We start from the raw sequence: 23,050 nt of genomic DNA on the forward strand, positions 1-23,050 counted from the left end.
CAGGTGGTCAGAGGCCCCATGCCGCCCCCCCCTGATCGGCGGGGACCCTGGAGAGGTCGAAATCTATACGGGTGGACGGGGCCCCATCGATTTCTAGCGCCAGGGTTCGAAAACCCGGTAACAGGGTAACAGGTAACAACGCCCATGGCCGAAACGAGCAGGGCGAAATTCCTAAGCCAGGCCGAGTTCGCGCGTCAGAGAGGCGTGTCCCGGAAGGCCGTAACCACCTGGAAGCAAAAGGGACTTCTGGTCGTTAACGATGCCGGCTTGGTCGACGTCGAGGGCACCGAATGGAACCTCGACCAGCGCCCAGCGAACTACCGGGGCGGTGTTACCCACCGCCCGGTGCGCGGCAGGGATGGTAACAACGCCAGTCACGCCGAGGCCCGCCCGAAGCCGGCTCCGGACCTCGCCCCGGAACCGCCGCAGCGGCCTGAACTGCCGACTGAGGGCGGAGACGAGGACGAGGAGCTCCACCTTGATCCCGACAGCCCCAACCTCCCGATCGCGGAGGCTGTGAGGCGGAAAGAAAACTGGCTCGGCCTGCAGCGAAAGCAGATCGTCGAGCGAGACCAGGGCAAGCTGGTCGACCGTGACGCTGTCGAGAACCTGTTCTTTGAGCTGTCCCGCGATCTGCGGGACGCTTGGCTCGCGTGGCCAGCGCGGGTGGCGGTGGTGATGGCGGACGAGCTGAAGATTGATGCGCGGACGCTGACGACTGTCCTCACCGCCCATGTCCACCAGCACCTCGTCGAGCTCGGCGAGCCCGACATCGACCTCCCTCGACCTTGAGGGGGTGAGGCGGGCCTGGGGCCGCGGCCTGACCCCGCCTCCAGGCGTCAACGTCGTCGAGTGGGCCGAGCGGTATCGCCGGTTGAGCAAGGAGTCGTCGAACGGCGGCCGCTTCATCGTCTCGCGGGTCGAGGTCGCCCGCGGACCGATGCTGTGGGCGACCGAGCCCGGGGTGAGCAAGATCACGCTGATGGCGTGCACCCAGTTGCTCAAGACGACGGTGCTCGAAAATATCATCGGCCGATTCGTGCACTCGGACCCGTGCCCTATTCTGGCGGTCCTGCCGAAGGACGATGCGGCCGAGACGTTCTCGAAAGACCGTCTCGCGCCGATGATCCGGGACACCAAGGTCCTGCGGGAGCTGTTCGGCGAGGCGAAGGCCCGGGATGCGGGCGCCACGCTGACCCACAAGCAGTTCCCCGGGGGGCACATCACGCTCGTCGGCGCGAACAGCCCGACCAACCTTGCGATGCGGCCCATTCGGCTGCTGGTCTGCGACGAGATCGACAAATATCCCGCCTCAGCCGGCGGCGAGGGCCCGCCGATTGATCTGGCCGAGGAACGGCAGGCCGAGTTCAAGGGAAACAGCCTCACCGTCGTAGCGTGCTCGCCCACCGTGTCGGGGCGTTCCGCGATCGAAGCCAGCTACGAGGAGAGCGACCAGCGCAAGGCCTTCGTCTCCTGCCCGCACTGCTCGGCGTGGCAATCGCTGGAATGGGAGCGGGTTCGGTTCGAGAAGGACGAGGGCGGCACGATCCGGCCGGAGACGGCGCGATACGAGTGCATCTCCTGCGAGAAGCCATGGACTGAGGCGCAGCGCCTCGTCGCGCTGAAGCGGATCGAATGGCGGCAGACTGCGGCCTTCACCTGCTGCGGCGAGCGGCAGCTGCCGGAAGTCTGGGCGCCCGAGGCCTTCGGGGTTCGTCGAGCGCTCTGCCCCTCGTGCGGGGCAATGGCCGTGCCGAATGAGCATGCAGGCGGCGTCGCCTCCAAGCTCTACGCACCGAAACAGACCATCCGGGAGACGGTCGCGAAATTCCGGCGGGCGCTGAGGCGGGGGCCGGAGGCCTTGCGTACCTTCTTCAACACGCAGCTCGCCCGCACCTGGAAGGAGGGCGCCGACGCGCCGGAATGGCAGGATGTCTACGCCCGGCGCGACGACTATCTGTCGGGTACGGTCTCGCATGGTGCGCTGATCCTGTTCGCCGGCGCCGACGTGCAGAAGGATCGCATTGAGGTCTCGGTCTGGGGCTTCGGACGCAACCGCGAGCGGTGGCACATCGAGCATCGGGTGCTGCCCGGTGATACTACCCGGCCCGAGGTCTGGGCCGAGCTCGAAGCGATGTTCGGCGAGACCTGGGAGCATGCCAGCGGCGCCGAGATGGCGGTTCGGGACTGGGGCATCGATTCCAGCGCCTTCACGGCCGAGGTCTACGCCTTCGTCCGGTCCCAGGCCGGGCGGGGCAACGTGCACGCGATCGACGGCCAGGACAGCTACTCGGGGGCCTTCCTTGGCCTCGGCTCCAAGGATGCGACCGCCGCCGGCAAGAAGCTGCGCCGCGGGCTGAAGACGGTCCGGGTCGGCGCCTCGTTCGCCAAGCAGGAGCTGATGGGCTGCCTCAGCCTGCAGCGGCCGCCGGCCGATGCACCGTTTCCGGCCGGCTTCGTCCATCTGCCGAAGGACATCACCGAGGACGGTGTCCGCCAGCTGACCTCCGAAGAGCTGGTCAGCCACGTGAGCCGGGGTCGGACGCGGCGGGAGTGGGTGGTGCTGGGTGGCCGCCGCAACGAATGGCTCGACTGCGCGAACTATGCCCGCGGCCTCGCCGCCATGCGCGGCTGGGACCGCTGGCGCGAGACGCATTGGCGAGCGCTGGAGGATGCGCTCGGCATCGAACGAGCGAGCGCGGCCAGGGCCGCCGAAGTTCCGGCGCCGGTCGTGGCGGCCGGCTCGCTCGCAGATCGTAACATGCGGCGCAGCGCTCGGCGCAGCGTCGCCCGGAAGGGTCCGGCGAGGTGGTGATGGCGGGCACACCGGAACAGGAGTTGGCGAAGCTGCGAGCGGAACTCGCGCGCCTCAACACGGCGATGGGCAGCGGCGTGCTGACCGTCGAGCAGGCCGACAACGGCGGACGCACCACCTACCGGAGCTATGCCGAGATGCAGAAGGCCCGCTCCGACCTGTCTCGGCGCATCGGCAACCTCGACGCGTCGCTGTCCGGCGCCGTGCGCCGGCGGACGCACCGGTTCGTCTTGGTCGGGCGAAGCGGTTTCTGACCGTGGCGGAGGCGTTCCGGACCCGGCTGCGGGTCAAGGGCACCGGCGAGATCGTCGAACCGGTCGCGCTGGGCGGTTTCGATGGCGGCTCGAGCGTCGCGGCCGAGGCCACTCCGTTCGAGGTGGCGGGCGGCTCGGGTCGGCGCTCCCGATCCTGGCGGGTCGGGTCCTGGGGGCCGAACGCCGCGCTGACCTATGCTCTGGACGAGCTGCGGCGCAAGTCGCGCGACCTCGCCCGCAAGAACGGCTATGCCGGCGCCGCCGTTGACCGGCTCGTCGACAACATCATCGGCACCGGCATCGTACCTCGCTCGATCGCGGCCCGCTCCGTCGAAGGGCTGGACGAAGAGCAGGCCAAGCGGATCAAGAAGGAGGACGCGGCCTTCCGCGCCGGGCTGCAGAGCCTCTTCCTGGCCTGGACCGACGAGGCCGATTCGACCGGCGCTCACGATTTCTACGGCCTGCAGGCCATCGCGGTCACGGGCATGGTCGAGGGTGGCGAGAGCTTCACCCGCCTCCGGACCCGGCTGCTGTCCGATGGCCTCACCGTGCCGCTCCAGTTGCAGGTGCTCGAGGGCGACCACTGCGACCACCTAAAGACGGATGCCAGCGCGGGGATCCGGCAGGGCATCAAGTTCGACGCGATCGGCAAGCGTGTCGGCTACTATCTGCGGCGCGAGCACCCGGGCGAGGCCATCGCGACCGCGGCCGGGTTCGAAGAGACGCTCGTCCCGGCCGGCGACATCTGCCACCTCTACCGTGCCCGGCGCCCGGGCCAGGACCGGGGCGAGCCCTGGCTCTCGCGGGCGCTGCGCACGCTCTACGACCTCGACCAGTATTTTGACGCGGAGCTGGTGCGGAAGAAGAACGCCGCCCGCCTCGTCGCCTTCGTCAAGAAGACCCTCGATGCCGAGGGCGATCCGCTGCCCGTCGACGGCCCGCTGGGCTCCGGCCCGCCGGATGACGAAGGAGTCGGCACCATCGAGATGGAGCCCGGCACCGTGCAGGTCCTCGCCGATGGCGAAGACATCACGATGTGCGAGCCCGCCGATGTCGGGACCATGTTCGAGCCGTTCGTGCGCGAGGCCAAGCGCAACGTCGCCGCCGCAGTTGGGCTGCTCTACGAGGTCCTGAGCGGCGACTACGGCGAGATGGACGATCGCGTGCTTCGCGCCGCGCTCAACGATTTCCGCCGCTCGGTCGAGCGCTGGCAGCACCACCTGGTGGTGTTCCAGTTCTGCCGGCCGATCTGGCGCCGTTTCATCGACCTCGCCCTGCTCTCGGGGGCACTGAAGCTGCCGGCCGGCATGACCCGCCCGCAGGCCTACGCCGTCGAGTGGGTGCCGCAGGCCTGGCCTTACATCCACCCGGTGCAGGACGTGGAGGGCAAGGCTAAGGAGGTCCAGGCGGGATTCTCGACCCGCACCCGCGTCGTTGCCCGGGCCGGGTACGACGTCGAGCAGGTCGACGCCGAGAACCAAGCGGACAACGCCCGCGCCGACGAACTTGGGCTCTCCTACACCTCGGACGGGCGTAAGGCCGTGAAGGCGCCGGCCGGCGCGCCCGCCCAGACCGACGACCCGCCCAGGCCGAATGATCCGAAGGAGCCGCAATGACGAGTGCCCTGCGCGCCCTGACGGCCGAGCCGTGGGCGATCCGTCCCGACTACCTGCACTTCATGGCCTCGCTCGCGGCGCTCGATCGCGAGGGTCGGGCCGATCGGCGTTCCGCCGAGGGTGAGGACTGGTTCCGGCTCGACCTCGCCGCCGCGGCCGGCCCGAGCGCGCAGCGTCTCGAAGGTGCGCGCTACACCATGCTCACCCGCGAGGGCGTGGCGATCGTGCCGGTGGTCGGCCCGATCTTCCCCCGGGCGAACCTTATGACCGAGTTGTCCGGCACCGGCACCTCGGCGGCGATGCTGGCCCGCGACCTGCAGCTGGCCCGGGACAGCGCGGATGTCGGCGCCGTCCTGCTGATGGTGGATTCGCCCGGCGGCTCGCCGACCGGCATCAACGCCCTGGCCGACCAGATCTACGCCATGCGCGGCCGCAAGCGCGTCCTGGCGCACGTCACCGGCACCGCCGCCTCCGCCGCCTACTGGCTCGCCTCCGCCGCCGGCGAGCTGGCCGTGGAGAAGACCGGCATCGTCGGCTCGATCGGCGTGGTGGCCGCGGTGCCGAAGCAGGTCGAACCGGACGCCTCCGGCACGTTGTCCATCGAGATCGTCTCGTCCAACGCCCCGAACAAGCGCCCCGACCCGCAGAGCGAGGAGGGCGCAGCCGAGATCCGCACGCTGCTGGACAGCATCGAGACCCAGTTCATCGCCGACGTAGCCCGCGGCCGGAAGACGACCGAGGCGCGCGTGCGCAACGACTTCGGCAAGGGCGGCGTCAAGGTCGGAGCCCAGGCAGTCGCCGCCGGCATGGCCGACCGCGTCCAGACCTACGAGCGCAGCCTCGTCGAGCTGACCCGCACCGCCTCGGCCGAGCGCCGGGCCCGGGCCGCCCGGGGCTGAGCCCGCATCCGATCCGGCCATCGAGCCGGTAACCCGGCGCCTCCGCGCCATTCACCGAAGGACAATATCATGGCCGCCGATCTGGCAGCCCTTCGCCGTGATCGCGCGAAGGCCTCTGCCCGCATGTCCGAACTGGTCGCCGCCGCGCGCGGCCGTTCGATGACCGACGACGAAACGCGCGATTTCGAGAGCGCCGCCAGCGAGGTCACCCGCCTCGACGGCGAGATCTCGGCCGGCGAGGGCACGCAGACGGTCAACGCCGCGACCACCGTCACGCGCGCCGATGCCGCGGAGATCGCCCGGATCTGCGTGACCGGCGGTCAGCCCGCCATGGTCGCGACCCTGCTCGCCGAGGGCGCTTCGGTCGAGGACGCGAAGAAGCGGGTGGCGGCGGCCGGCGAGGCCAAGAACCTCGTCGCCCTCGCCCGCGCGAAGGATCCGAGCATCCCCGAGGATCTCGCCGCCAGGATGCTCGCCGAGGGCAAGGGTGTCGAGGACATCCGCACGGCGCTCTTCGACAAGCTCGTGGCGGCCGAGAACAAGACCTCGATCTCCAGTCACGTCCCCGCCGGCGACAACCCCAGCACGGATTCGGCCAAGCAGGTCGACCTGGCCGCCGACATGAAGCGCCGCCACGGCATCAAGGACTGAGGAGGCTTCCCCATGGCTCCGACCACCCTTTCCCTGAAGACCGACGCCGACGTGGTGAAGACCGAAGGTCGGAACCGCATCAGCCGCGACGAGGGCGTTCTCGCCAGCGGTAGCGGGATCCTTCGGCCGGGCCGCGTGCTCGGCCGCATCACCGCGTCGAACAAGCTGGTGCCGCTGGCACCGGCGGCCAGCGACGGCTCGCAGACCGCCGGTGCGGTTCTGCTCGAGAATGTCGACGCGACGAACGCGGATCAGCGCGTCGTCATTCTCTCCCGCCACGCCGAGGTGGTGCTCCAGGCTCTGGAGTGGCCGGCCGGCATCACCGCAACCCAGCAGGCGGCTGCCCTGGCCGCTCTCGAAGCCAAGGGCATCGTCGCCCGGATGGGGGTTTAACCTATGGCAACGCCGCTCGATCTTCTCCGAGCCCCGGCCTTCGCGGCCAACCGGCTCACCGAGAGCATCAACATCCCGCCCTATGCCACGGGCCGGCCGGCCCAGCTCGGCATCTTCCGGGACACCCCGATCAATACGACCTACGTGAAGGCCGCGCTGATCGACGGGCAGATCACCATCATCCCGTCGCGCGAGCGCGGCGGCCCCGGCAACAAGAACATGCGCGGCGATTTCCGCGAGGTCCAGTTCCCGATTCCGCACTTCCCGCTGGACGACGCGATCACGCCGTCGGACATGCAAAACCTGCTGGTCTACGGGAGCGACTACGTCTTCCAGACGCTGGCCAGCGTGTTCAACACCAAGCTGGAATCGGTGCGCGAGAAGCACGATGCCACGCACTCGCACCTCGACTGGGGCGCTCTGAACGGTCTCGTCCTCGACGCGTCGGGGCGGCAGCTCCTCAACCTCTTCACCACCTTCGACATCACGCAGACCGTGGTGCCGTTCGGGCTCGACTCGGCCAGCACCGATGTGCCGGCCAAGAACCGGGTGGTGAAGTCGGCCATCCGCAAAGCGCTGCGCGGCACGGGATCCGCCAGCGTCCGCGTGTTGGCCGGGCCGACCTTTTTCGACAAGTACGTGGGCCACATCAGCGTGAAGGAAGGGCTCAAGTACTATGCCGGCCCGACCGCCAACCCGGCCCGCGACGAAGTCAACGACGTCTTTACCTTCGCTGGCCTCACCATCGAGCGCGTGGACGAGGACTTCTACTACCGGCAGGCTGACGGCACGTTCGCCGTCCGGGATGCGGTGGCCGATAACGAGGCGATCGCGATCCCGCTCGGGACTCCGTTCTTCAAGCGCTACGTCGCGCCGCCCGACACCATTCAGGACGCCAATATCCCGCCGTCGACCAAGATCTTCGTCTCCACGGACGAACTTCCGCACGGCAAGGGTCTCGACCTGCACACGGAATCGAACGTTCTGCCGGTCTGCCTGCGTCCGGACCTCATCGTGAAGCTGACGGCCAACTGAGGAGGCATGACGATGTATGTTCGGATGGAACGGTCCTTCGAATTCAAGGACGAGGCCGGCGCCCGGTTCATCGCGCCCCGCGGCTGGGTCGGAGATCTGCCCGACGCAGTTGCCAAGGATGCCATCGACGGAAAATTTGCTGTTGATGGCAACCAACGCTCGGCCACGCCGGTCGAGCAGGCCGGCTCGGGCGTGCAGCAGGACGGCCAGGACGGCGAGGGGGCAAACGACGGTCTCGACGACAAGACCCGGCCGGAGCTGGAGCAGCTTGCCGCTGAGCGCGGCATCGACGTCTCCAAGGCCAAGACCAAGGCCGACGTCATCGAGGCGCTGCGGGCCGGCAAATGAGCGCCTTCGCGATGGCGCTCGACGCCGCGTTCGAGGATCCGAACCACGGCGAAGACGCCATCTGGCGCATCGGCGGCGCCGCTCCCGGCCTGCCCGTGCGCATCCTGCGTCTGTCGCCCGAGGCCATCGTCGGCCTCGGCGACAACCGCTTCGACCTCAACGCCATGCTGATCTCGGTGCGCCTCTCCGAGGTGCCGGAGCCGGCCCGGGGCGACCAAGTCGATATCCTCGACGAGGCGGGCATGGTGGCCGAGACCGTCCAGGTGACCAATCTCGCCCGCATCGACGTCCGCCGGCTGGTGCGCACCTGCGAGGTCGCGCCGCTCGACGCGGACGACGAGGACGGCGCGCCGTGAGGTTCTCGGCGACCGCCTCCAGCCCGGCCGCGGCGCTGGCGGGCACGGAGCAGCAGATCGCCAAGTCCGTGACCGCGGGCATGCGCCAGATCACGGACGGCCTGAAGGGCGACCTGCGCGGCGAAGTCGTGTCGGCCGGCCTGGGCCAGCGCCTCGCCAACACCTGGCGCGGCCAGACCTTCCCCCGCAGCGGCGAGAGCACCGAGGCCGCGGCCTACGTCTCGTCGAACGCGCCCAAGCTGATCGACGCCTTCGACCGGGGCGTCACCATCGTCGCGAAGGGGCGGAAGTACCTCGCGATCCCGACCCCGGATGCCGGCGTGCGCCAGATCTCCGCGCGGCGCGGAAATGGATCGACCGGAAACACGCTGACCCCGGCGGCCTGGGAACGGGAGACCGGCGTGAAGCTGCGGTTCGTGCCCAGCAAGAGCGGCGGCGTTCTTGTCGCCGACGCCTTCTATCGACGCCAGGCCGCCCGGTTCCAGCGGCGCAAGTCCTTCAAGCCGATCCGGGAGAGCGGCCCCGACAAGGGGCGCGCCTTCGTCGTGATCTTCGTCCTGGTGCGGCAGGTGAAGCTGCCCAAGCGTCTCGACATCGAGGCCACCGCCAAGCGCTGGGCCGACAAGATCCCGGGCGCCATCGCCGCCAACTGGCAGGCCTGACCCCTCCTCTGCAGGAATCCCCCATGATCCGCCGCCTTGTGCCGGGGCTGCTGTCCCTTCTGCTCGTGGTATCGCCCCTGCGTGCCGAGAGCCCGCCAGCCACGGCCCCGGGCGTGCCCGCGGGGACCGGGCTTCAGCCGGTGGCGATCTACGACTCGAACGGCAACATCGTGAATTTCAACGGTGCGCCGGGAACTGGCTCAAGCGTGGTCGCCGGCTCGCAGGAGCAGGACGTCCGCGCCTCCACCACGCTCAACGCTGCGACGCTGAACGGCGCCGTCGCCACCGCCATCAACGGGCAGGCCACGGTCGGCTACACCTTCACCGGCCTCACCGGCAGCGGCGCGACGCTCACCTATGAGCAGTCGATCGACGGCGGCACGACCTGGACCGGCATCAACGCCGTCAACCGCGGCACGGGCGTCGCGGAATCGACCCGAAACACCGATGGCCAGATCGCCCTGAGCGCGTCCGGACGGACCAACATCCGTGTCCGCGTCTCGACGGCCGGCACCGGCACCATCGCCGTCGCCACGAACGTCAGCGTGCGCGAAGGCATCGTGTCCCTCGGCTCGCCGCTGCCGCCGGGCACCAACCAGATCGGCTCAATTGCGAATGCCTTCGCGCTGGAGACCACGCAGCAGAACGTCGCCACATCGAACGCCGCCATCAACGCAGCCACCGGGGCGGCGGCGGATGCAGCGACCGCCTCCGGCACCAACACCACCATCATCGGGGCTCTGCGCGCAATCCGTGATCGCCTGCTCGCCACGGTCAACACGGCTGCGTTCGGCACGGACGGCAGCACGGCCCGGCAGCTCCGCACCACGACGACCGGCGTGCTGGAGCCGCCGACCGCGGCCTCCGGCAAGGTCACCGTCACCTCGACGAGCCTGAGCGCCAACACCAGCACCACGATCGCTGCGGCCAACGCGAGCCGGATTGCCCTTGGCGTGCAATGCGCCTCGGGCGGGGTCAGCCTCTCCGAGACGGGCGCCGCGCTGACGGGCGCGGCCGTGGGGCAGGGCTCGTTGTTCATCCCGAGCGGCAGCGGCCCCTATTTCACGCCGCCTGTCGCCACGCTTACCGCCGTGACCGCCTACACCGCGACCGCGCAGACCTGCGTGGTGACGGAGTACCTGCGCTGATGCTGCACCGTCGTGGCCTTCTGGCGGGCGCGCTCGCCGTTGTCGCCGGCGGCGCGCAGGCGCAGCTCCTGCGGCCCGCGCAGCCATCCGGCGCCCGGGCAGGATTCCGCTTCCTCAGCACGGACGACGTGGACGTGGCGGCCTACATCTCGGCGCTGACCACGCCGCCCAGCGCCGCGGAGCGCTCACGGCTGAACAGCCTGGTCACCGGGCTGAAGGCGGATGGCGTCTGGCCGCCGCTGGATCGTCTGAACGTCCTGGCTGCCGAGACGCAGCAGGCCGGTCTCCGGGATCTCCGCAACCCGACCAAGACGCTGACGGTCGGCGGCACCGTCACCTTCACGGCGGATCGCGGCTTCGCGGGGGATGGCACCACCGGATACCTCGACCTCGGCGAGGCCTTCGCAGCGACTGGAAACCAGTTCGCGCTGAACTCGTCCTCAATGGGCGTGTGGTGCAACGCCCAGACCTCGGGCGGGGCGATGCCACAGATCGGCAATCTCGCCAACTCGCCGCGCTCGACGATCACTCCGCGCAGCACCGCGGGCAACGAGCTGTTTCAGGCCAACGACAGCAGCACCGACGTTCTGATGGCCTCTCCCTTGTCGCGGGTTGGGCACCGGGCCTGGAGCCGCACCGGAGCGGCGGTCAAGCGCGGGTTCTTCAATGGATCGCGCACCGCCGATCTGACCACGGCGTCGGTAGCGGTGAACACGACCAACGGGTGCCTGCTGCGCTCCGGCACGAGCTTCACCGACGATCGGTTCGCCGCCTTCTGGTCCGGTGCCGGTCTGACCGACGCGCAGCAGGCGGCGCTTCACAGCCGCATCTCCGCCTACCTCTCGGGCAAGGGGGCAGCCTGATGGGATCTCCGCTCCGTGGCCTAGTGATCGGCATCCCGCTCTCTCTGGCGCTCTGGGCCGCCGGCTACTACGTGGCCCGCGCCGGCCTCGACGTGGCGCCGCCGCCTCCCGATCTCTCAAGCTATCAGACGAAGGCCGATGCGGCCGCGCAGAACAGCGTGATCCAGTCGCAGGTTCCCTCGCCGTGCGCCTCGGTTCCGACCTCCGACACGCTGATGGGCACGGTGGGTTCCGCCAACTGCTACGTGCCGCGGGATGCCAGCCGGCCGACCGTCGTCCAGGCTGGCAACGTGCAGACTTCGGTGGACGGGTCCTGGTCGGTCACCTGGGCGCGGCCCTTCTCCTCCTCGTCGCCCATCGTCATCGCCCTGCCGGTGAACGGCAGCACCTCGCCGGCGACCTGCAACGTGGCGCTCCGGACCGCGTCCGGCGCCTCCGGCCGATGCTGGCAGTCGAGCGCGGTCAACCTCGCCGCGGTCAACACGATCGTTACCATCTTCGCGACCGCGCCGACGATCTCGCTGATGGTCATCGCCCGCGAGCCGACGCAGTAGCCTATGCCTAGCACCCGCGAGCAAGTCATCCAGGCCGTGGCGGCGCTCATCAGGGCCGCGCTGCCCAGGGCCGAGCACTATCGGAACGAGGAGAAGCAGAGGCCGATCGCCGCCGGTGGCTACGTCAATGTCGACGACGGCGACCCGGGCGAGCCCGAGGTGACGCTCAACCCCACCACGTGGCTCTACGAGCACACCATCCCGGTCGAGGTCGCTGCCAACGCGTCCCGGACGGTCACCGCCGAGGTGCGCCTTGATGGGCTTCTGCAGACGATCGGTGCAGCCGTCGCAGCCGATCGCACACTCGGCGGCCTCTGCGACTACCTCATGGTCACGGCCGCCCAGACCGAGGGCCTGACCACCGAAGGCGCGCCGGTCTCCCGCTACGCGCTCGTCAACATCGTGGCCGTCTACGGCACGACCGATCCCCTAAACTGATCTTCGCCCAGGAGAGACCCATGGCTCGCGCACGCGGCTCGAACGCCATCATGGCCGGAGCCTTCGAGACCACCTACGGCACGCCCCCGACCACCGGCTATCGCAAGCTGCCCTTCGTGCAGTCCAATCTCGGCGATGAGCAGGGCCTGATCGCGTCGGATCTGCTCGGCTACGGCCGCGAGCCGCTTCCGCCCTCGCGCGACGTCGTCAACAATGAAGGCGACGTGGTCGTGCCGATCGACCTGCGGAATTTCGGCAACTGGCTGAAGCTCTTCATGGGCGCGCCGGCCTCGACGGCGAACGCGGGCACGAGCACGCACGTCTTCACGTCCGGGGCGGCGTCCCTGCCGTCCATGACGGTCGAGGTCGGCCTGCCCGAAGTGCCGAGCTACGGCCAGAACTTCGGCATCCGCGGCAACACCATGCGCGTGCAGATGCAGCGGTCGGGGCTCCTGACGGCGACGCTCGGGCTGATCGCGCAGGGCGAGAACAAGCTCGCCGCGTCTGGCGCCGGAACGCCGGCCGAATCCGCCGTCGAGAGGTTCTCTCCGTTCCAGGGGGCGATCACCCGCGGCGGCGTCGCGCTCGGCTCCGTGGTCTCGGCGGAATTCACCTACAGCAACAACCTCGACAAGGTGGAGGTCATCCGCGGCGATGGCCGCATCGAGGATGCCGACCCGGGCATGGTCGGCATGACGGGGTCCATCGCGGTCCGGTTCGCCAACACCACTCTGCTGGATCAGGCGACCGCCGGCACGCCGGTCGAACTCACCTTCGGCTGGGTCACGGACGCGTCGCGCTCGCTGATTTTCAAGGCGCACAGCGTCTACCTGCCCCGGGCGAAGACCCCTGTGACGGGCCCGACCGGCGTCCAGGCGACCTTCAACTGGCAGGCCGCCAGGGACAATGCCCTCGGCAAGACCGTGACGGCCACCCTCATCAACGACGTTCCCAGCTACTGATCGGCGCTCGCGCCCCTCCAACGGAGACCCCTTCATGATCCGTCTCGGGCCCCTCGAGGAAACCTACTGGCTCGATCTGCTGCCGGGCGTGCGCGTTCGCTTTCGCCGCATCACGCCGGCCATGATGCTGGTCGCCCGCCAGGAGGTGCGGCGTGTCTTGGCGGACGGCGCGGAAGAGGATGCCACCGTGGCGGGCGGAGAGGCGCTTACCCGCACGCTGGCTCGCCGTGGCGTCGTCGAGTGGGAGGGGGTCGGTGACGCCGATGGCAATCCGATCGAAGCGACGCCCGAGGCGGTCGACCTTTTGATGGAGCATTGGCCGGCTTACGATGCGGTCGACCGCCTCTATGTCGGTCCGGCCTTCGTCATGAGTGCGGAAAAAAACGGATCCTCGAACTCGCCCGATGGCACTTCGGCGGAGGCTCCGACTACTGCGCTGCCTGCGGCGTAGCCTGCGAGGAATGCCCCTACCGAGAGCATGCCGCCCAGACTGAAGACGGCATGCTCGCCTGGGAAGTGCTCCGCCGCTGCGGCGGCCAGATCCGGATGGGCGAGGGCGGCCCCTATGCCCTCGATTTCACCGCCATCCTGACGATGGCGGCGGCCATGGGCATCGGCACGGCCTTTCTCGCCGAGATCCTCCCGAGCGTCGAGGTGGTGATGATCGAAGCCTATCGACAGAAGGCCGACGATGCCGACTAGTATTGCCATCCGCCTCGCGGTCGAGGGAGGCGCCGAGGTCAAGCGCTCCCTCGAAGATGCCGGGCGCGCCGGCCAGGCCGCCTTTCAGGGTGTTGGCGCTGCCGCCGATGCGGCCGGCGCCGCGACCGATCGGCAGACCGCCAAATTCCAGCGGCTGGCGCAGGCCGCCCGCGAAGCGGAGGCGCAGGCGCGGGCTCAGGCCAACGTCAACGCGCTCCTCGGGGTCGGCGCTGGAACGGCAGGATCGGCGCGCGAATCCGCCTCCGCCTTCGAGCAGGAGCTAGCCCGCCAGGACCAGATCCAGGCGGCGCGTCAGGAGCAGGCGGCGCGCTCCGCCCAGGCCAACATCAACACACTGCTCGGCGTTCGCGATGCGCAGATCGGGGCCGCGCGCGCATCCGCATCGGTCTTTGAGGAGGCCTATCGTCGGGAAGCCGAAGCACTGAAGCAGACGGCCGACCTGCGCACGACGGCGATCCGCAATGCGACGTCGGGCTGGCGCGATCTCGGCTCGGCCGGCGCGGCGGCGCTCGCAAACATCGAAGCCTCTCGTCGACTGGGATCCCTTGGCGTCGCCCCACAGGCCGCCAACGGGAATACGCGCCTGCGCTCGGACCAGGTGCAGAATCTGCTCTATCAGGGCGGTGACGTCCTCGCGCAGCTCGGAAGCGGCAGCCCCCTGAGCATGATCGCGTTCCAGCAGGGGCCGCAGATCGCGCAGACCTTCGCCGGACCGCAGGGAGCCAGTGTCCGGGGGGCATTCGCGCAGGCCGGCGAGGCCGCCTCCGGCCTGTTGGCCCGCATCACGCCCGTTGTGGCCGGGTTCGGCCTTCTGACGACGGCGGTCGGCCTCGGCGCTGCGGCGCTGGCGACCTATCGCTCCGGACAGAAAGAACTGGAGCAGCAGCTGCAGGGAGTCGGGCGGGCGAGCCAGACCAGCGTCAGCCAGATCAACGCCATCGCTCAGGCGTCGGCGATGAGCGGCGGCGTGTCCATCGCCAGTGCCCGCGAGATGGCGGGCCAGTTCGCCGCGACGGGCCGCATCGGTTCGGAGATGTATGCCGGCCTGATCGGCGTCGCGCGCGACTATGCGACCATGACGGGCCAGGATCTTCCGGATGCGACCCGGCTCTTGGCTGCGGCTTTCGCCGATCCGGTGAAGGGGGCCGATCAGCTCAACGAGCAGCTCGGCTTCCTCGATGCCGCGACCCAGAAGAACATCCGCACCTTGGCGCAGCAGGGCAATTCCCTCGGCGCGCAGAAGCTGCTGTTCGACAGCATGGCCGGGAGCATCCAGAAGGCCGACGAGCGGCTCGGCTTCTTTGCTCGAGGCTGGGAGCGCTTCAAGGCCGCATCGTCCAACGAGATTGAGGCGATCGGCAATTTCATCGACCGCGGCCTTGGCGGCGGCGATGCCGAGACGCGCCTGCGCGCTCTCCAGGGACAGCTCAATTTCCGGCAGCGCAATATGGGCGCTGCCGGCGGCCTGTTCGACAGCCTACTTGGCTTCGACATCGAGACGATCCGCGCCGACATCGCCAAGGTGCAGGCCGAGATCGACAAGGGGGATCGGGAGGGATCATCCGCGCGCCAGCGCCGCCGCGGACTGGAAATCCAGTCGCTCGTCGATGGCCAGGACGGCGCCACCCGGCAAATCGAGGAAATCGAGGCGAAGGCGGAGAACATCCGGCGCTACTTCCGCGAGAACTGGCTCGACCCCTACGGCGCTGCCAAGCGCTCCATGGACGGGTTCGTCGGCCAGGCCCGCCAGTTGCGCGAGGATCTACAGGCCGGTGGGAGCAGCTTTGCCGAGAGCCTGCGCCAGTCCGGGTTTCAGCAGCGGACGGTCGGCTTCACGCAGCAGGGCCTCTCGGCCGCGCAGATCAACGAGACCGCGGCCTCGCGCGAGCGGGAGGCCTATCGTGCCGGCGGCCCCCAGAACGAGATCTTCGCCAAGCTGCAGAGCATCGAGATGGAGCGCATCACGCAGCTCCAGACCCTCAACGCGCAGACCGCCTTGCAGGAGACCCAGCTCGGCGGCGCCTTCTCGCGCCTGTCGAGCACGGTACAGCGCCAGATCCTCGACGCCTCCCAGGAGTTCGGCAAGGTGCCCGCGAGCATCATCGCGGCCATCGCCGGCAAGGAGTCGAGCGGGAATCCGAACGTCGGTTTCTCGAAAGTGCTCGGCGAGGACGGGCGTCCTTCTTCCGCATACGGCCTGGGCCAGATCACCCGCGGGACCGCGGAGGAGGCCGTGAGGCTCGGATACCTGCCGCGAGGCTACGACCGGACCGACCCGGCAACGATGGCTCAGGGCATCGCGGCCGTGCTGCAGATGAAGATCGACCAGAACGGGGGCGACCTGAACCGCGGCATCATGGCCTACCGCGGCTCCAACGATCCCTCGGTGAACCGTGCATATCTGACGGAGGTGCTTCGGCGCTCCGGTCAGATGGGGGACGCCACCGAGGCGGGTGTCGCTCGCGATCAGGACGCGAACGCGCGCGCGTTGCAGCAGGCCAACGACAACCTGCGGCTCAACACCGAGTATTACGGCAAGAACGGTCTCCAGCTTGAAGCGTCGACCCGCGCGGCGCAGCAGTACCAGGAGATGCTCGCTCGGGGCGTTCCTGCCAGCGAGGCGCTCGCGAAGAGCCTTCTGGACGTGGCCACGCAGAGCGCCACGGCAGCGCAGAGGCTCAAGCTCGTCCAGTATGCCTCGGACAGCACATTCGAGCGCGAGCAGTTGGGCCGGTCCTCCAGCGAGCAGAGCGCCTATTCTCGTGCTCGCTCGCTCGTTGGCGATACCAGCACGCCCGCGGCCCAGTTCATCGTTCAGCAGGAGCTGATGAACGCCAACCTGCGGGAGACCAAGCAACTCGCGACTGACGCGTTCGGTGGGTTCCTCTCCGACATCTCGCATGGCGTGTCGGCCATGACCGCCCTTTCGAACGCGTTCTCGCGCTTCGCCGATCGTCTTCTGAGCGTCGCCGCCGACAAGGCCATCTCCAGCCTGTTCGGCAACCTGCTCGGCGGCGGTGGGAGCGGTGGCATTCTTGGCTCATTCCTGGGGGGCGGGGATTCGCCAACGGGCGGCGTCCGCCTCTTTTCCTCCGGCGGCTACACGGGCCCCGGCGACAAGAGCGCGCCTCGGGGCATCGTTCACGCGGGGGAGATCGTCTGGAGCCAGGACGATGTCGCCAGGGTCGGCGGCGTCGCCATCGCCGACGCAATCCGGCGAGGGGGGCGCGGATATGCCGAGGGAGGCATCGTCGGGGCCGAGAGGTTCACATCGCCGTCGCCGGCCGCTTTCCGGCCCGCGGGCGGGGGCTCTGGTCTCAACGTCATCGTGAACGAAGCCCCTGGCGGCGACCGCGCGCAGCCGCGGATGGAGCGCGGCCCGGATGGAAATCCGCGGATCGTCGTCGACATGATCTCGCGCCAGCAGGCCTCGGACCTCGCGCAGGGGCGTGGCCCCCTGGTGGCCGGCGTGTCGGGCGGCCGCAGGCTTCGAGGCTGACGAATGGGTGTCCCGGTATGGCCCGGCCAGCTGCCCTATCGGCCGCTGCGCACGCCGATCGACATGACGCAGCGCTACGCGCCGGCGATCAGCACGCCCATGGAAGAGGGGCCGACGCGGAACCGGCCAAGCTCAACCTCCGTCTGGACGCAGTTCGCCTATCAGATGCGCCTCAGTTCCGAAGAATTCGAGGTGGCCGACGATTTCGTGGTGCGAACGCTGGTGCGCGGGACGCTTCGCTTCATGATGCCGGTGGGCCGGTTCTACGCCCCGGACCCGTGGCCCCAGAAGCTGGTCTATCTCGAAGGAGGCGTGTGGAGGGCCAAGCCGGTCCCGGCCGCGCCGATGCAGATGCTGGTCTCCTTCACCCTCAACGTTCTGGATTGGTGATCAGGTGGCGACAGCAGCCGAGCAGGCGCGGGACGAGGCCTATGCCTCGGCACCGGTCGATCAGATCGTGCACCATGTCGTCGAGCTCGATCACCCGTCCTTCGACGCCCCGCTGTTCTTCATGGCCGGGGTCGAGGAGGACGTTGCGATTCGGCTGGAGGACGGGCAGGCGGCCACGGCCATCGCCTGCGCCTTCGATCTCACGCCGCCCGGGTTCGAGGACAGCGGGCCGACGCCAGCGAACCTGCAGATCGACGGCGTGTCGTTCAAGCTGTTTCCGGTGCTGAAACGCGCCGTAGGGGGCGGCGTCGTCAAGGTCACCTATCGGGCCTATCTCGGCGACGACTTCGGCACGCCGGTCGATCTGATCGAAGGCCTGGAGCTGAAGAAGGTGACGCTGTCCGCGGCCTCGGCGCAGGGCGAGCTGACCTTCAGAGAGATCGCGACGCAGGCCTTCCCGCGTCAGACCTATGACCTCGAGACCTATCCGGGGCTGTGGAATTCGTGATGGATCCTGCCGCCTACGTCTCGGCGCTTCAGGGCCAGCCCAACACGGTCGAGCGCCATTGTTGGGAATGGGTCCGCGAGATCCAGCGCGATCTCTTCGGCCGGGACCTGCCGCCGGTGCTGATCCCGGACCGGCTGAACGCCCGCGAACTCGTCCGCGCCTTCCATGGGCATGAGGAGCGCGCCCGCTGGCAGCAGGTGCCGCTTCCGGTTCATGGCGCCGTCGTCCTGATGCACCGGCCCGGCTCGCATGCCCGCGCCATCCATGCCGGTGTCTATCTCGACCTCGACGGCGGCGGCGTCCTGCATGCCGACGAGAAGGCGGGGGTGACCTTCGACGGCCCCGCCGATCTCCACATGCGCAACTGGCGCTGCGATTTTTATCTGCCGCGCTGATTTAATGTTCCGGAAAGGCTTTGTCCCTTGCCTCTTTCAGCAGAGATATAAAACTTTCGATTTCTTCTCGACTTCTAAATATTTGGCCGAGCTGACAATCAGAGGCAGACGCTACGTCTACGACCATCAATGCCTCGCGATTTTCAAACTTTGCGACCGGATCAGGCAAGACCGTGATTGTGAGTTCGTCTGACATGGCTTTCTCCTCGTAGTAATCTACACATGCAGCTCATTACCCTCAATGCCGCGGGCAAGCCTCTTGCGCCGCCGCGGACGCTCGACCCGAGCCGCCGCCGCCTCTCCCAGGTGGTCGGCCGGCACGTGGATCGCTCGCGCCCGCACATGATCGCCGTCCAGCGCGCGCGCGATCCGCTGCAGCCGCTGGAAGAAGCGTGGGTAACCCGCGGCCGGGACAGGGCAGGCAAGGTCAAGCCGTGGCCGCGCCGCTACCTGCCGGCGGATGCCATCGTGGTGGTGGTCTACCTGCCGCGCGGCGGCATGGGCGGGGGCGCCTCCGGGCAGCGCAAGAGCCCGCTCTCGATCGCCCTCAGCATCGCGGCGGTGGCGCTGGTCGCCTTCGCCGCGCCAATCGCCGGTGCCATCGGAGCGGCTGCCGGCATCACCTCCACCTTCGCGATCACCGCCATCCAGGCGGGCCTCGTGATCGGCGGCGCGGCGATGCTCTCCCTGGCTTCCCGGGCCAAGGCCAACAAGCAGGCCACCGACACGCGCGAGATCTACGGCGTCGCCGGCGGCGGCAACCTGCCGAAGCAGGGCGACCGCATCCCGCGCGCCTACGGCCGCAGCTGGATGAAGCCCGACCTGAGCCAGCCGGACTTCTCGCAATACGACGGCGACGACCAGATCCTGTTCAAGCGCCAGACGCTCGGGCTCGGCCGCTACCGGGTCTATCAGATCCGGGCGGGCAAGCAGGTGATGTGGCGCGAGGGCACGGGCTTCATCGCACCGTTCGACGATGCCCGGAACGCGGTCGAATTCCTCTACGGCACCGCCTCGACGCTGGTGCCGAGCAACGTCGTCAGCGCCTCCGGCGTCGGCGGCACCCTGCCGCGGCCGGCCGACAATCCATCCGTCGCCGGTCCCTTCAACATCAACCAGCGCGGCGCGCTCATCACGCGCATCCAGGTCGATTTCCAGTTTCCCCGCGGCATCAGCGCGACCATCACCAAGGGCAGCGGCGCGGTCCTGTCGGACAAGCCCGGCGCCTGGTCGGTGCTGTTCGAGTATGCGCCGATCGACGAGAGCGGAAACACCACGGGCCCGTGGCAGACCCTCTATGCCGGGGACAACGCCAGCGAGGGCCTGATCTTCGCGACCAAGCCGGTGCGGCGCACCAAGTTCCGCGAGGTGCCGGCCGGGCGCTACGCGGTGCGCGGGCGCAACCGCATGGTCGACACGTCCGCCAACAGCGGCCACGGCGTCGCCAATGTCGACGAGGTGCAGTGGGATGCGGCCTCGGGCTGGGTCGGCGACGTGGCGATCCGCCCGGGCATCACCGAGCTGGCCTTCCGCATCTACGCGACCAAGGGGAACCAGGCGGCCGCCTTCTCAGAGGTCGAGGTGGATGCCGCCGCCATCATTCCGGTCTGGACCGGATCCGGCTGGATCGAGCAGGAGACGAGCAAGGCCGTCTGGGCCTACCTCGACATCATGCGCAACCAGGATTACGGCGGCGCGATCCCGGACAGCCAGCTTGATCTCGGCACGGCGCTCGGCTACGCGGGGCGGCTCACCGAATTCGACACCTTCGACGCGACGATCCGCGGCCCGGTCTCGGTCTATGAGGCGGCCTCGACCGTGCTCCTGACGATGCGGGCCGAGCCTGTGCATCTCGGCCGCTTCTGGTCTCTGGTACGGGACGAGCCGAAATCGGTCCGCCGCCACGTCATCACCCGGCGTCAGATCGCCAAGGGCTCCACGCAGCTCGCCTTCGACCTCGACACCGAGGCGGGCGCCGGCCACGTCATCGGCGAGTGGGATCAGGACGGCGATTACCGCGCGCCGAACCAGGCCACCGCCATCTACGGCGAGGCCTCGCTGACGCCGACCCGGCAGCGCTGGACCGGCGTGAAGAGCTACGCCCACGGGCAGCACCTGACCCGCTGGAAGGCGGCCTGCGGCGCCTTCCGGCGGCAGACGGCCCCGTTCGGCGTCGAGATGGAAGGCCGCATCTACAGGCGCGGCAATTCCATCTCGGTCGATCCGTGGTTCCTGGATGTCCGCAAGGTGGCGGCCGTGGTCGAGAGCATCGGCGATCGGCTGATCCTCGACGCGGACATCGTGCTCGAGGCGGGCGAGGTCGCCGTGCTGCGGGACCGGGCCGGGCGGGAATGGGGGCCGCTCACCGTCTCCGGCCAGGGCCGCACGCCGCGGGAGATCGTTCTGGACGCGTCGTCCCGCCACGCCATCGAGACGGCCACCGGTCTGTCCCTGGCGCAGGTGCTGTCCGATGGCCGCCGCGACATGACCGCCGTGCAGGTGGGGCGCCTGGAGGTGCTGCAGGAAAACTACCTGATCCAGTCCGTGAAGATGGACGGACCGACCCGGGCGCAGGTCGAGGCACTGATCGACGATCCGCGGGTGTGGGCCGAGATCGGCGCTGCCCCGGGCGTCCCGCCTGCGGGTTATGGCGGCATCACGGATCCCGAGAGCCCGTCCATCCTCAACCTGACGGCCAATGCCGTGCCGGTCGCCGCCGGCTTCCGGCTGGAATACGCCATCGCGCCCGGCCGGGGTGCCAAGACCTTCGAGGTGGGCCTCTCATACGACGGTGGCACGCGGTACGACCGCCGCGACGACGCGCCGGTCTCCGGCTCCATTGAGCTGAACCCCGTCGATCCCACGACGCTCATCCTGCGCGCCCGGGCCTTCGGCGCGACGGGCCTGCCGGGCGCCTATTTCTACGCCCCGGTCACCCTGCCGGCGTCCTCGGTCAACGTCACCCTGCCGCCGATCGACTATGCCGGGCTCACCGACGACGTCCGCAGCCGGATTGATCACATCTTGGAGGTAGAGGCCTACGCTCAGCAGGTCTCGGCCAAAGCGATCTCCGATTTCCTTGCGGCCGACGCGAAGGCGCAGAACGCTCTCGACCGAGCCATCGAAGGCCTTGGCGTTGGTGCATCCAATGCCGCTGCGATCTACACCGAACGTACCGAGCGCCTGACCGCGGATGATGCCCTTGTTCATGATCTGAGCGTTGCTGTCGCCAAGATCGGTGACAACACTGCCGCCATCATTTCCGAGAGCACTGCACGCAGCGCTGCCGACGAGGCCTTCGCGACCAGCCTGGACTCGGTCCGAGCCGTCGCCAACGGCAACACGGCGGCCATCACGACCGAGCGCACGGCTCGCGCGGACGGCGACAGTGCGAATGCCACTTCGATCAACGGCCTGCGAGCCGAGGTGAACACGCACGTCACCAGTCTTGCAGGCTTTATCGTCGAGGAGAGGAGTGTCCGCGCCGATGCAGATGGCGCACTCAGCACTCGTATCGAAGCGGTCGTAGCGACTGCCAACTCGAACAGCGCCGCGATCACCGCCGAGCAGACGGCCAGGGCTACCGCCGATAGCGCGAACGCAACGTCCATCGACACACTGCGGGCCGAGGTGAATAACCACGTCGGCAACCTCGTCGGCTTTATCGTCGAGGAGAGGAGCGTTCGCGCCGATGCCGATGGCGCATTGTCTTCCCGGGTCAGCGCAGTGGTCGCGCAAACCGATGCAGACCGGGCCTATTTCCTGAACGAGCAGCAGGCCCGGATCTCGAGCGACAACGCCTTCGCCTCGCAGATCAGCGACGTCTATGCCCGCACGGATGCCGGCACGGCGGTGGGGCGGTTCTCGATGCAGGCCGTGTCGGGCCCGTCCGGCGTCTCGGCGCGCGTCCAGGCTTTGCTCGCGACCCAGCGCGGCGGCCAGACCTATGGGGCGGGCTACTATCTCGACCTGCTCGACAACGGCACCAGCCGCTTCGTGGTCGACGCGAGTGGGTTCTTCATCACCTCGGGCGGGTCGAGCGTCCCTCTGCTCTCGTTCGATTCAGGCACCGGCACCCTGAGCGTCCCGTATCTGCGGCTTACCTCCGGGCAGGCCTCCAATCCCCTCCGGGTCGACATCGGCTCATACACCCTGATCTCCGGTTCCGGCACCGCGAACGACAACATCGACGCGAACCTGAACTTCAATTTCTCGGTCTCCAACCCGGACTTTCCAACCATCATCGAGATATTCGGCAGGTTGACGGTCTCCGGAACCAGCGGAACCAACATCGCGACCGTCAGCGGCATCAAGTTGCTCATTGACGGAAACTTGGTTGCCTACTGTCTTTTCAATGGACAGTCGACACAGTTCTCAGGCCCCAACCAAGCTTATTTCTCTGGGTCGGCGCTGAGATACCTCTCGGCCGGCAACCACAACGCGCGAATTCAATACAGCTACACTTCCAACAATGCCGCCGGCAAAGTCCAGATAGACGAACTCCACATCGCCGGCATAACCCCGAAAGCATGAGGACAAGA

Annotated in this window: 24 protein-coding genes; 23 read left to right on the top strand and 1 reads right to left on the bottom strand. The window is 68.6% G+C overall.

The features are described 5' to 3' along the window. The first annotated feature begins 144 nt into the window (after positions 1-144). From MMB17_RS18470 to MMB17_RS18575, 22 genes are all read left to right on the top strand, one after another. Positions 145-792, top strand: a complete 648-nt coding sequence (locus tag MMB17_RS18470; RefSeq protein ID WP_241099834.1) for a hypothetical protein — start codon at positions 145-147, stop codon at positions 790-792. 4 nt (positions 793-796) lie between these two features. Then, complete coding sequence (locus MMB17_RS18475; RefSeq protein ID WP_241099835.1) at positions 797-2,815, top strand: phage terminase large subunit family protein; 2,019 nt, start codon at positions 797-799, stop codon at positions 2,813-2,815. After that, positions 2,815-3,069 (top strand): phage head-tail joining protein, encoded by a 255-nt coding sequence (locus tag MMB17_RS18480; protein WP_241099836.1) that lies wholly within the window; start codon positions 2,815-2,817, stop codon positions 3,067-3,069. The genes MMB17_RS18475 and MMB17_RS18480 overlap by 1 nt, the downstream gene beginning before the upstream one ends. A 2-nt stretch (positions 3,070-3,071) precedes the next feature. Beyond that, positions 3,072-4,685, top strand: a complete 1,614-nt coding sequence (locus MMB17_RS18485; RefSeq protein ID WP_241099837.1) for a phage portal protein — start codon at positions 3,072-3,074, stop codon at positions 4,683-4,685. Further along, positions 4,682-5,584, top strand: coding sequence for a S49 family peptidase (locus tag MMB17_RS18490; RefSeq protein ID WP_241099838.1), 903 nt, complete (start codon positions 4,682-4,684; stop codon positions 5,582-5,584). The genes MMB17_RS18485 and MMB17_RS18490 overlap by 4 nt, the downstream gene beginning before the upstream one ends. 69 nt (positions 5,585-5,653) lie before the next feature. Then, positions 5,654-6,235 carry a hypothetical protein gene (locus MMB17_RS18495; RefSeq protein WP_241099839.1) on the top strand — a complete coding sequence of 194 codons (582 nt, stop codon included), beginning with the start codon at positions 5,654-5,656 and terminating at the stop codon, positions 6,233-6,235. Between the two features lie 12 nt (positions 6,236-6,247). After that, positions 6,248-6,628 (top strand): head decoration protein, encoded by a 381-nt coding sequence (locus tag MMB17_RS18500; RefSeq protein WP_241099840.1) that lies wholly within the window; start codon positions 6,248-6,250, stop codon positions 6,626-6,628. A 3-nt stretch (positions 6,629-6,631) separates the two neighbouring features. After that, a complete protein-coding gene (locus MMB17_RS18505) occupies positions 6,632-7,663 on the top strand; it encodes a major capsid protein (protein WP_241099841.1) in 1,032 nt (343 codons plus the stop codon). 24 nt (positions 7,664-7,687) lie between these two features. Then, entirely contained in the window at positions 7,688-8,011 is a 324-nt protein-coding gene (locus tag MMB17_RS18510) for a hypothetical protein (RefSeq protein ID WP_241099842.1), read from the top strand. After that, positions 8,008-8,367, top strand: a complete 360-nt coding sequence (locus MMB17_RS18515) for a head-tail joining protein (protein ID WP_241099843.1) — start codon at positions 8,008-8,010, stop codon at positions 8,365-8,367. Before MMB17_RS18510 ends, MMB17_RS18515 begins: the two co-directional genes overlap by 4 nt. Next, complete coding sequence (locus MMB17_RS18520; protein ID WP_241099844.1) at positions 8,364-9,029, top strand: DUF6441 family protein; 666 nt, start codon at positions 8,364-8,366, stop codon at positions 9,027-9,029. The genes MMB17_RS18515 and MMB17_RS18520 overlap by 4 nt, the downstream gene beginning before the upstream one ends. A gap of 23 nt (positions 9,030-9,052) precedes the next feature. Beyond that, entirely contained in the window at positions 9,053-10,177 is a 1,125-nt protein-coding gene (locus MMB17_RS18525) for a hypothetical protein (protein WP_241099845.1), read from the top strand. Then, positions 10,177-11,040 (top strand): hypothetical protein, encoded by an 864-nt coding sequence (locus tag MMB17_RS18530; RefSeq protein WP_241099846.1) that lies wholly within the window; start codon positions 10,177-10,179, stop codon positions 11,038-11,040. The genes MMB17_RS18525 and MMB17_RS18530 overlap by 1 nt, the downstream gene beginning before the upstream one ends. Then, positions 11,040-11,594 (top strand): hypothetical protein, encoded by a 555-nt coding sequence (locus tag MMB17_RS18535; RefSeq protein WP_241099847.1) that lies wholly within the window; start codon positions 11,040-11,042, stop codon positions 11,592-11,594. The genes MMB17_RS18530 and MMB17_RS18535 overlap by 1 nt, the downstream gene beginning before the upstream one ends. Positions 11,595-11,597: 3 nt before the next feature. Then, positions 11,598-12,032, top strand: coding sequence for a hypothetical protein (locus MMB17_RS18540; RefSeq protein WP_241099848.1), 435 nt, complete (start codon positions 11,598-11,600; stop codon positions 12,030-12,032). Between the two features lie 20 nt (positions 12,033-12,052). Then, the gene (locus tag MMB17_RS18545) at positions 12,053-12,994 is read left to right on the top strand and encodes a phage tail tube protein (protein WP_241099849.1); all 942 of its coding nucleotides are present in this window, start codon (positions 12,053-12,055) and stop codon (positions 12,992-12,994) included. Positions 12,995-13,028: 34 nt separating this feature from the next. Further along, complete coding sequence (locus MMB17_RS18550; RefSeq protein WP_241099850.1) at positions 13,029-13,445, top strand: hypothetical protein; 417 nt, start codon at positions 13,029-13,031, stop codon at positions 13,443-13,445. 50 nt (positions 13,446-13,495) lie between these two features. Continuing rightward, positions 13,496-13,696, top strand: coding sequence for a DUF7697 family protein (locus MMB17_RS18555; protein ID WP_241099851.1), 201 nt, complete (start codon positions 13,496-13,498; stop codon positions 13,694-13,696). Beyond that, on the top strand, positions 13,686-17,216 hold the full coding sequence (locus MMB17_RS18560; protein ID WP_241099852.1) for a phage tail length tape measure family protein: 3,531 nt from the start codon (positions 13,686-13,688) through the stop codon (positions 17,214-17,216). Before MMB17_RS18555 ends, MMB17_RS18560 begins: the two co-directional genes overlap by 11 nt. Positions 17,217-17,219: 3 nt before the next feature. Next, positions 17,220-17,606, top strand: coding sequence for a hypothetical protein (locus MMB17_RS18565; protein ID WP_241099853.1), 387 nt, complete (start codon positions 17,220-17,222; stop codon positions 17,604-17,606). A 4-nt stretch (positions 17,607-17,610) separates the two neighbouring features. After that, positions 17,611-18,114, top strand: coding sequence for a DUF1833 family protein (locus MMB17_RS18570; protein ID WP_241099854.1), 504 nt, complete (start codon positions 17,611-17,613; stop codon positions 18,112-18,114). Then, positions 18,114-18,509, top strand: a complete 396-nt coding sequence (locus MMB17_RS18575; protein WP_241099855.1) for a glycoside hydrolase — start codon at positions 18,114-18,116, stop codon at positions 18,507-18,509. The genes MMB17_RS18570 and MMB17_RS18575 overlap by 1 nt, the downstream gene beginning before the upstream one ends. A gap of 1 nt (position 18,510) precedes the next feature. Here MMB17_RS18575 and MMB17_RS18580 read toward each other — a convergent pair whose 3' ends face one another. Continuing rightward, positions 18,511-18,705 (bottom strand): hypothetical protein, encoded by a 195-nt coding sequence (locus MMB17_RS18580; protein ID WP_241099856.1) that lies wholly within the window; start codon positions 18,703-18,705, stop codon positions 18,511-18,513. A gap of 26 nt (positions 18,706-18,731) precedes the next feature. Here MMB17_RS18580 and MMB17_RS18585 point away from each other — a divergent pair, with 26 nt between their 5' ends. After that, complete coding sequence (locus MMB17_RS18585) at positions 18,732-23,042, top strand: host specificity factor TipJ family phage tail protein (protein ID WP_241099857.1); 4,311 nt, start codon at positions 18,732-18,734, stop codon at positions 23,040-23,042. Positions 23,043-23,050 lie beyond the last annotated feature (8 nt).

Source organism: Methylobacterium organophilum, from assembly GCF_022533465.1.
GTDB lineage: Bacteria > Pseudomonadota > Alphaproteobacteria > Rhizobiales > Beijerinckiaceae > Methylobacterium > Methylobacterium organophilum.

Bases quoted from the DNA above. Each gene is read 5' to 3' on its own strand.
- MMB17_RS18480 (WP_241099836.1), top strand. From the start codon at position 2,815: ATGGCGGGCACACCGGAACAGGAGTTGGCGAAGCTGCGAGCGGAACTC.
- MMB17_RS18550 (WP_241099850.1), top strand. From the start codon at position 13,029: ATGATCCGTCTCGGGCCCCTCGAGGAAACCTACTGGCTCGATCTGCTG.
- MMB17_RS18470 (WP_241099834.1), top strand. From the start codon at position 145: ATGGCCGAAACGAGCAGGGCGAAATTCCTAAGCCAGGCCGAGTTCGCG.
- MMB17_RS18515 (WP_241099843.1), top strand. From the start codon at position 8,008: ATGAGCGCCTTCGCGATGGCGCTCGACGCCGCGTTCGAGGATCCGAAC.
- MMB17_RS18545 (WP_241099849.1), top strand. From the start codon at position 12,053: ATGGCTCGCGCACGCGGCTCGAACGCCATCATGGCCGGAGCCTTCGAG.
- MMB17_RS18535 (WP_241099847.1), top strand. From the start codon at position 11,040: ATGGGATCTCCGCTCCGTGGCCTAGTGATCGGCATCCCGCTCTCTCTG.
- MMB17_RS18540 (WP_241099848.1), top strand. From the start codon at position 11,598: ATGCCTAGCACCCGCGAGCAAGTCATCCAGGCCGTGGCGGCGCTCATC.
- MMB17_RS18490 (WP_241099838.1), top strand. From the start codon at position 4,682: ATGACGAGTGCCCTGCGCGCCCTGACGGCCGAGCCGTGGGCGATCCGT.
- MMB17_RS18560 (WP_241099852.1), top strand. From the start codon at position 13,686: ATGCCGACTAGTATTGCCATCCGCCTCGCGGTCGAGGGAGGCGCCGAG.
- MMB17_RS18505 (WP_241099841.1), top strand. From the start codon at position 6,632: ATGGCAACGCCGCTCGATCTTCTCCGAGCCCCGGCCTTCGCGGCCAAC.
- MMB17_RS18565 (WP_241099853.1), top strand. From the start codon at position 17,220: ATGGGTGTCCCGGTATGGCCCGGCCAGCTGCCCTATCGGCCGCTGCGC.
- MMB17_RS18580 (WP_241099856.1), bottom strand. From the start codon at position 18,705: ATGTCAGACGAACTCACAATCACGGTCTTGCCTGATCCGGTCGCAAAG.
- MMB17_RS18510 (WP_241099842.1), top strand. From the start codon at position 7,688: ATGGAACGGTCCTTCGAATTCAAGGACGAGGCCGGCGCCCGGTTCATC.
- MMB17_RS18500 (WP_241099840.1), top strand. From the start codon at position 6,248: ATGGCTCCGACCACCCTTTCCCTGAAGACCGACGCCGACGTGGTGAAG.
- MMB17_RS18575 (WP_241099855.1), top strand. From the start codon at position 18,114: ATGGATCCTGCCGCCTACGTCTCGGCGCTTCAGGGCCAGCCCAACACG.
- MMB17_RS18555 (WP_241099851.1), top strand. From the start codon at position 13,496: ATGCTCGCCTGGGAAGTGCTCCGCCGCTGCGGCGGCCAGATCCGGATG.
- MMB17_RS18530 (WP_241099846.1), top strand. From the start codon at position 10,177: ATGCTGCACCGTCGTGGCCTTCTGGCGGGCGCGCTCGCCGTTGTCGCC.
- MMB17_RS18495 (WP_241099839.1), top strand. From the start codon at position 5,654: ATGGCCGCCGATCTGGCAGCCCTTCGCCGTGATCGCGCGAAGGCCTCT.
- MMB17_RS18525 (WP_241099845.1), top strand. From the start codon at position 9,053: ATGATCCGCCGCCTTGTGCCGGGGCTGCTGTCCCTTCTGCTCGTGGTA.
- MMB17_RS18585 (WP_241099857.1), top strand. From the start codon at position 18,732: ATGCAGCTCATTACCCTCAATGCCGCGGGCAAGCCTCTTGCGCCGCCG.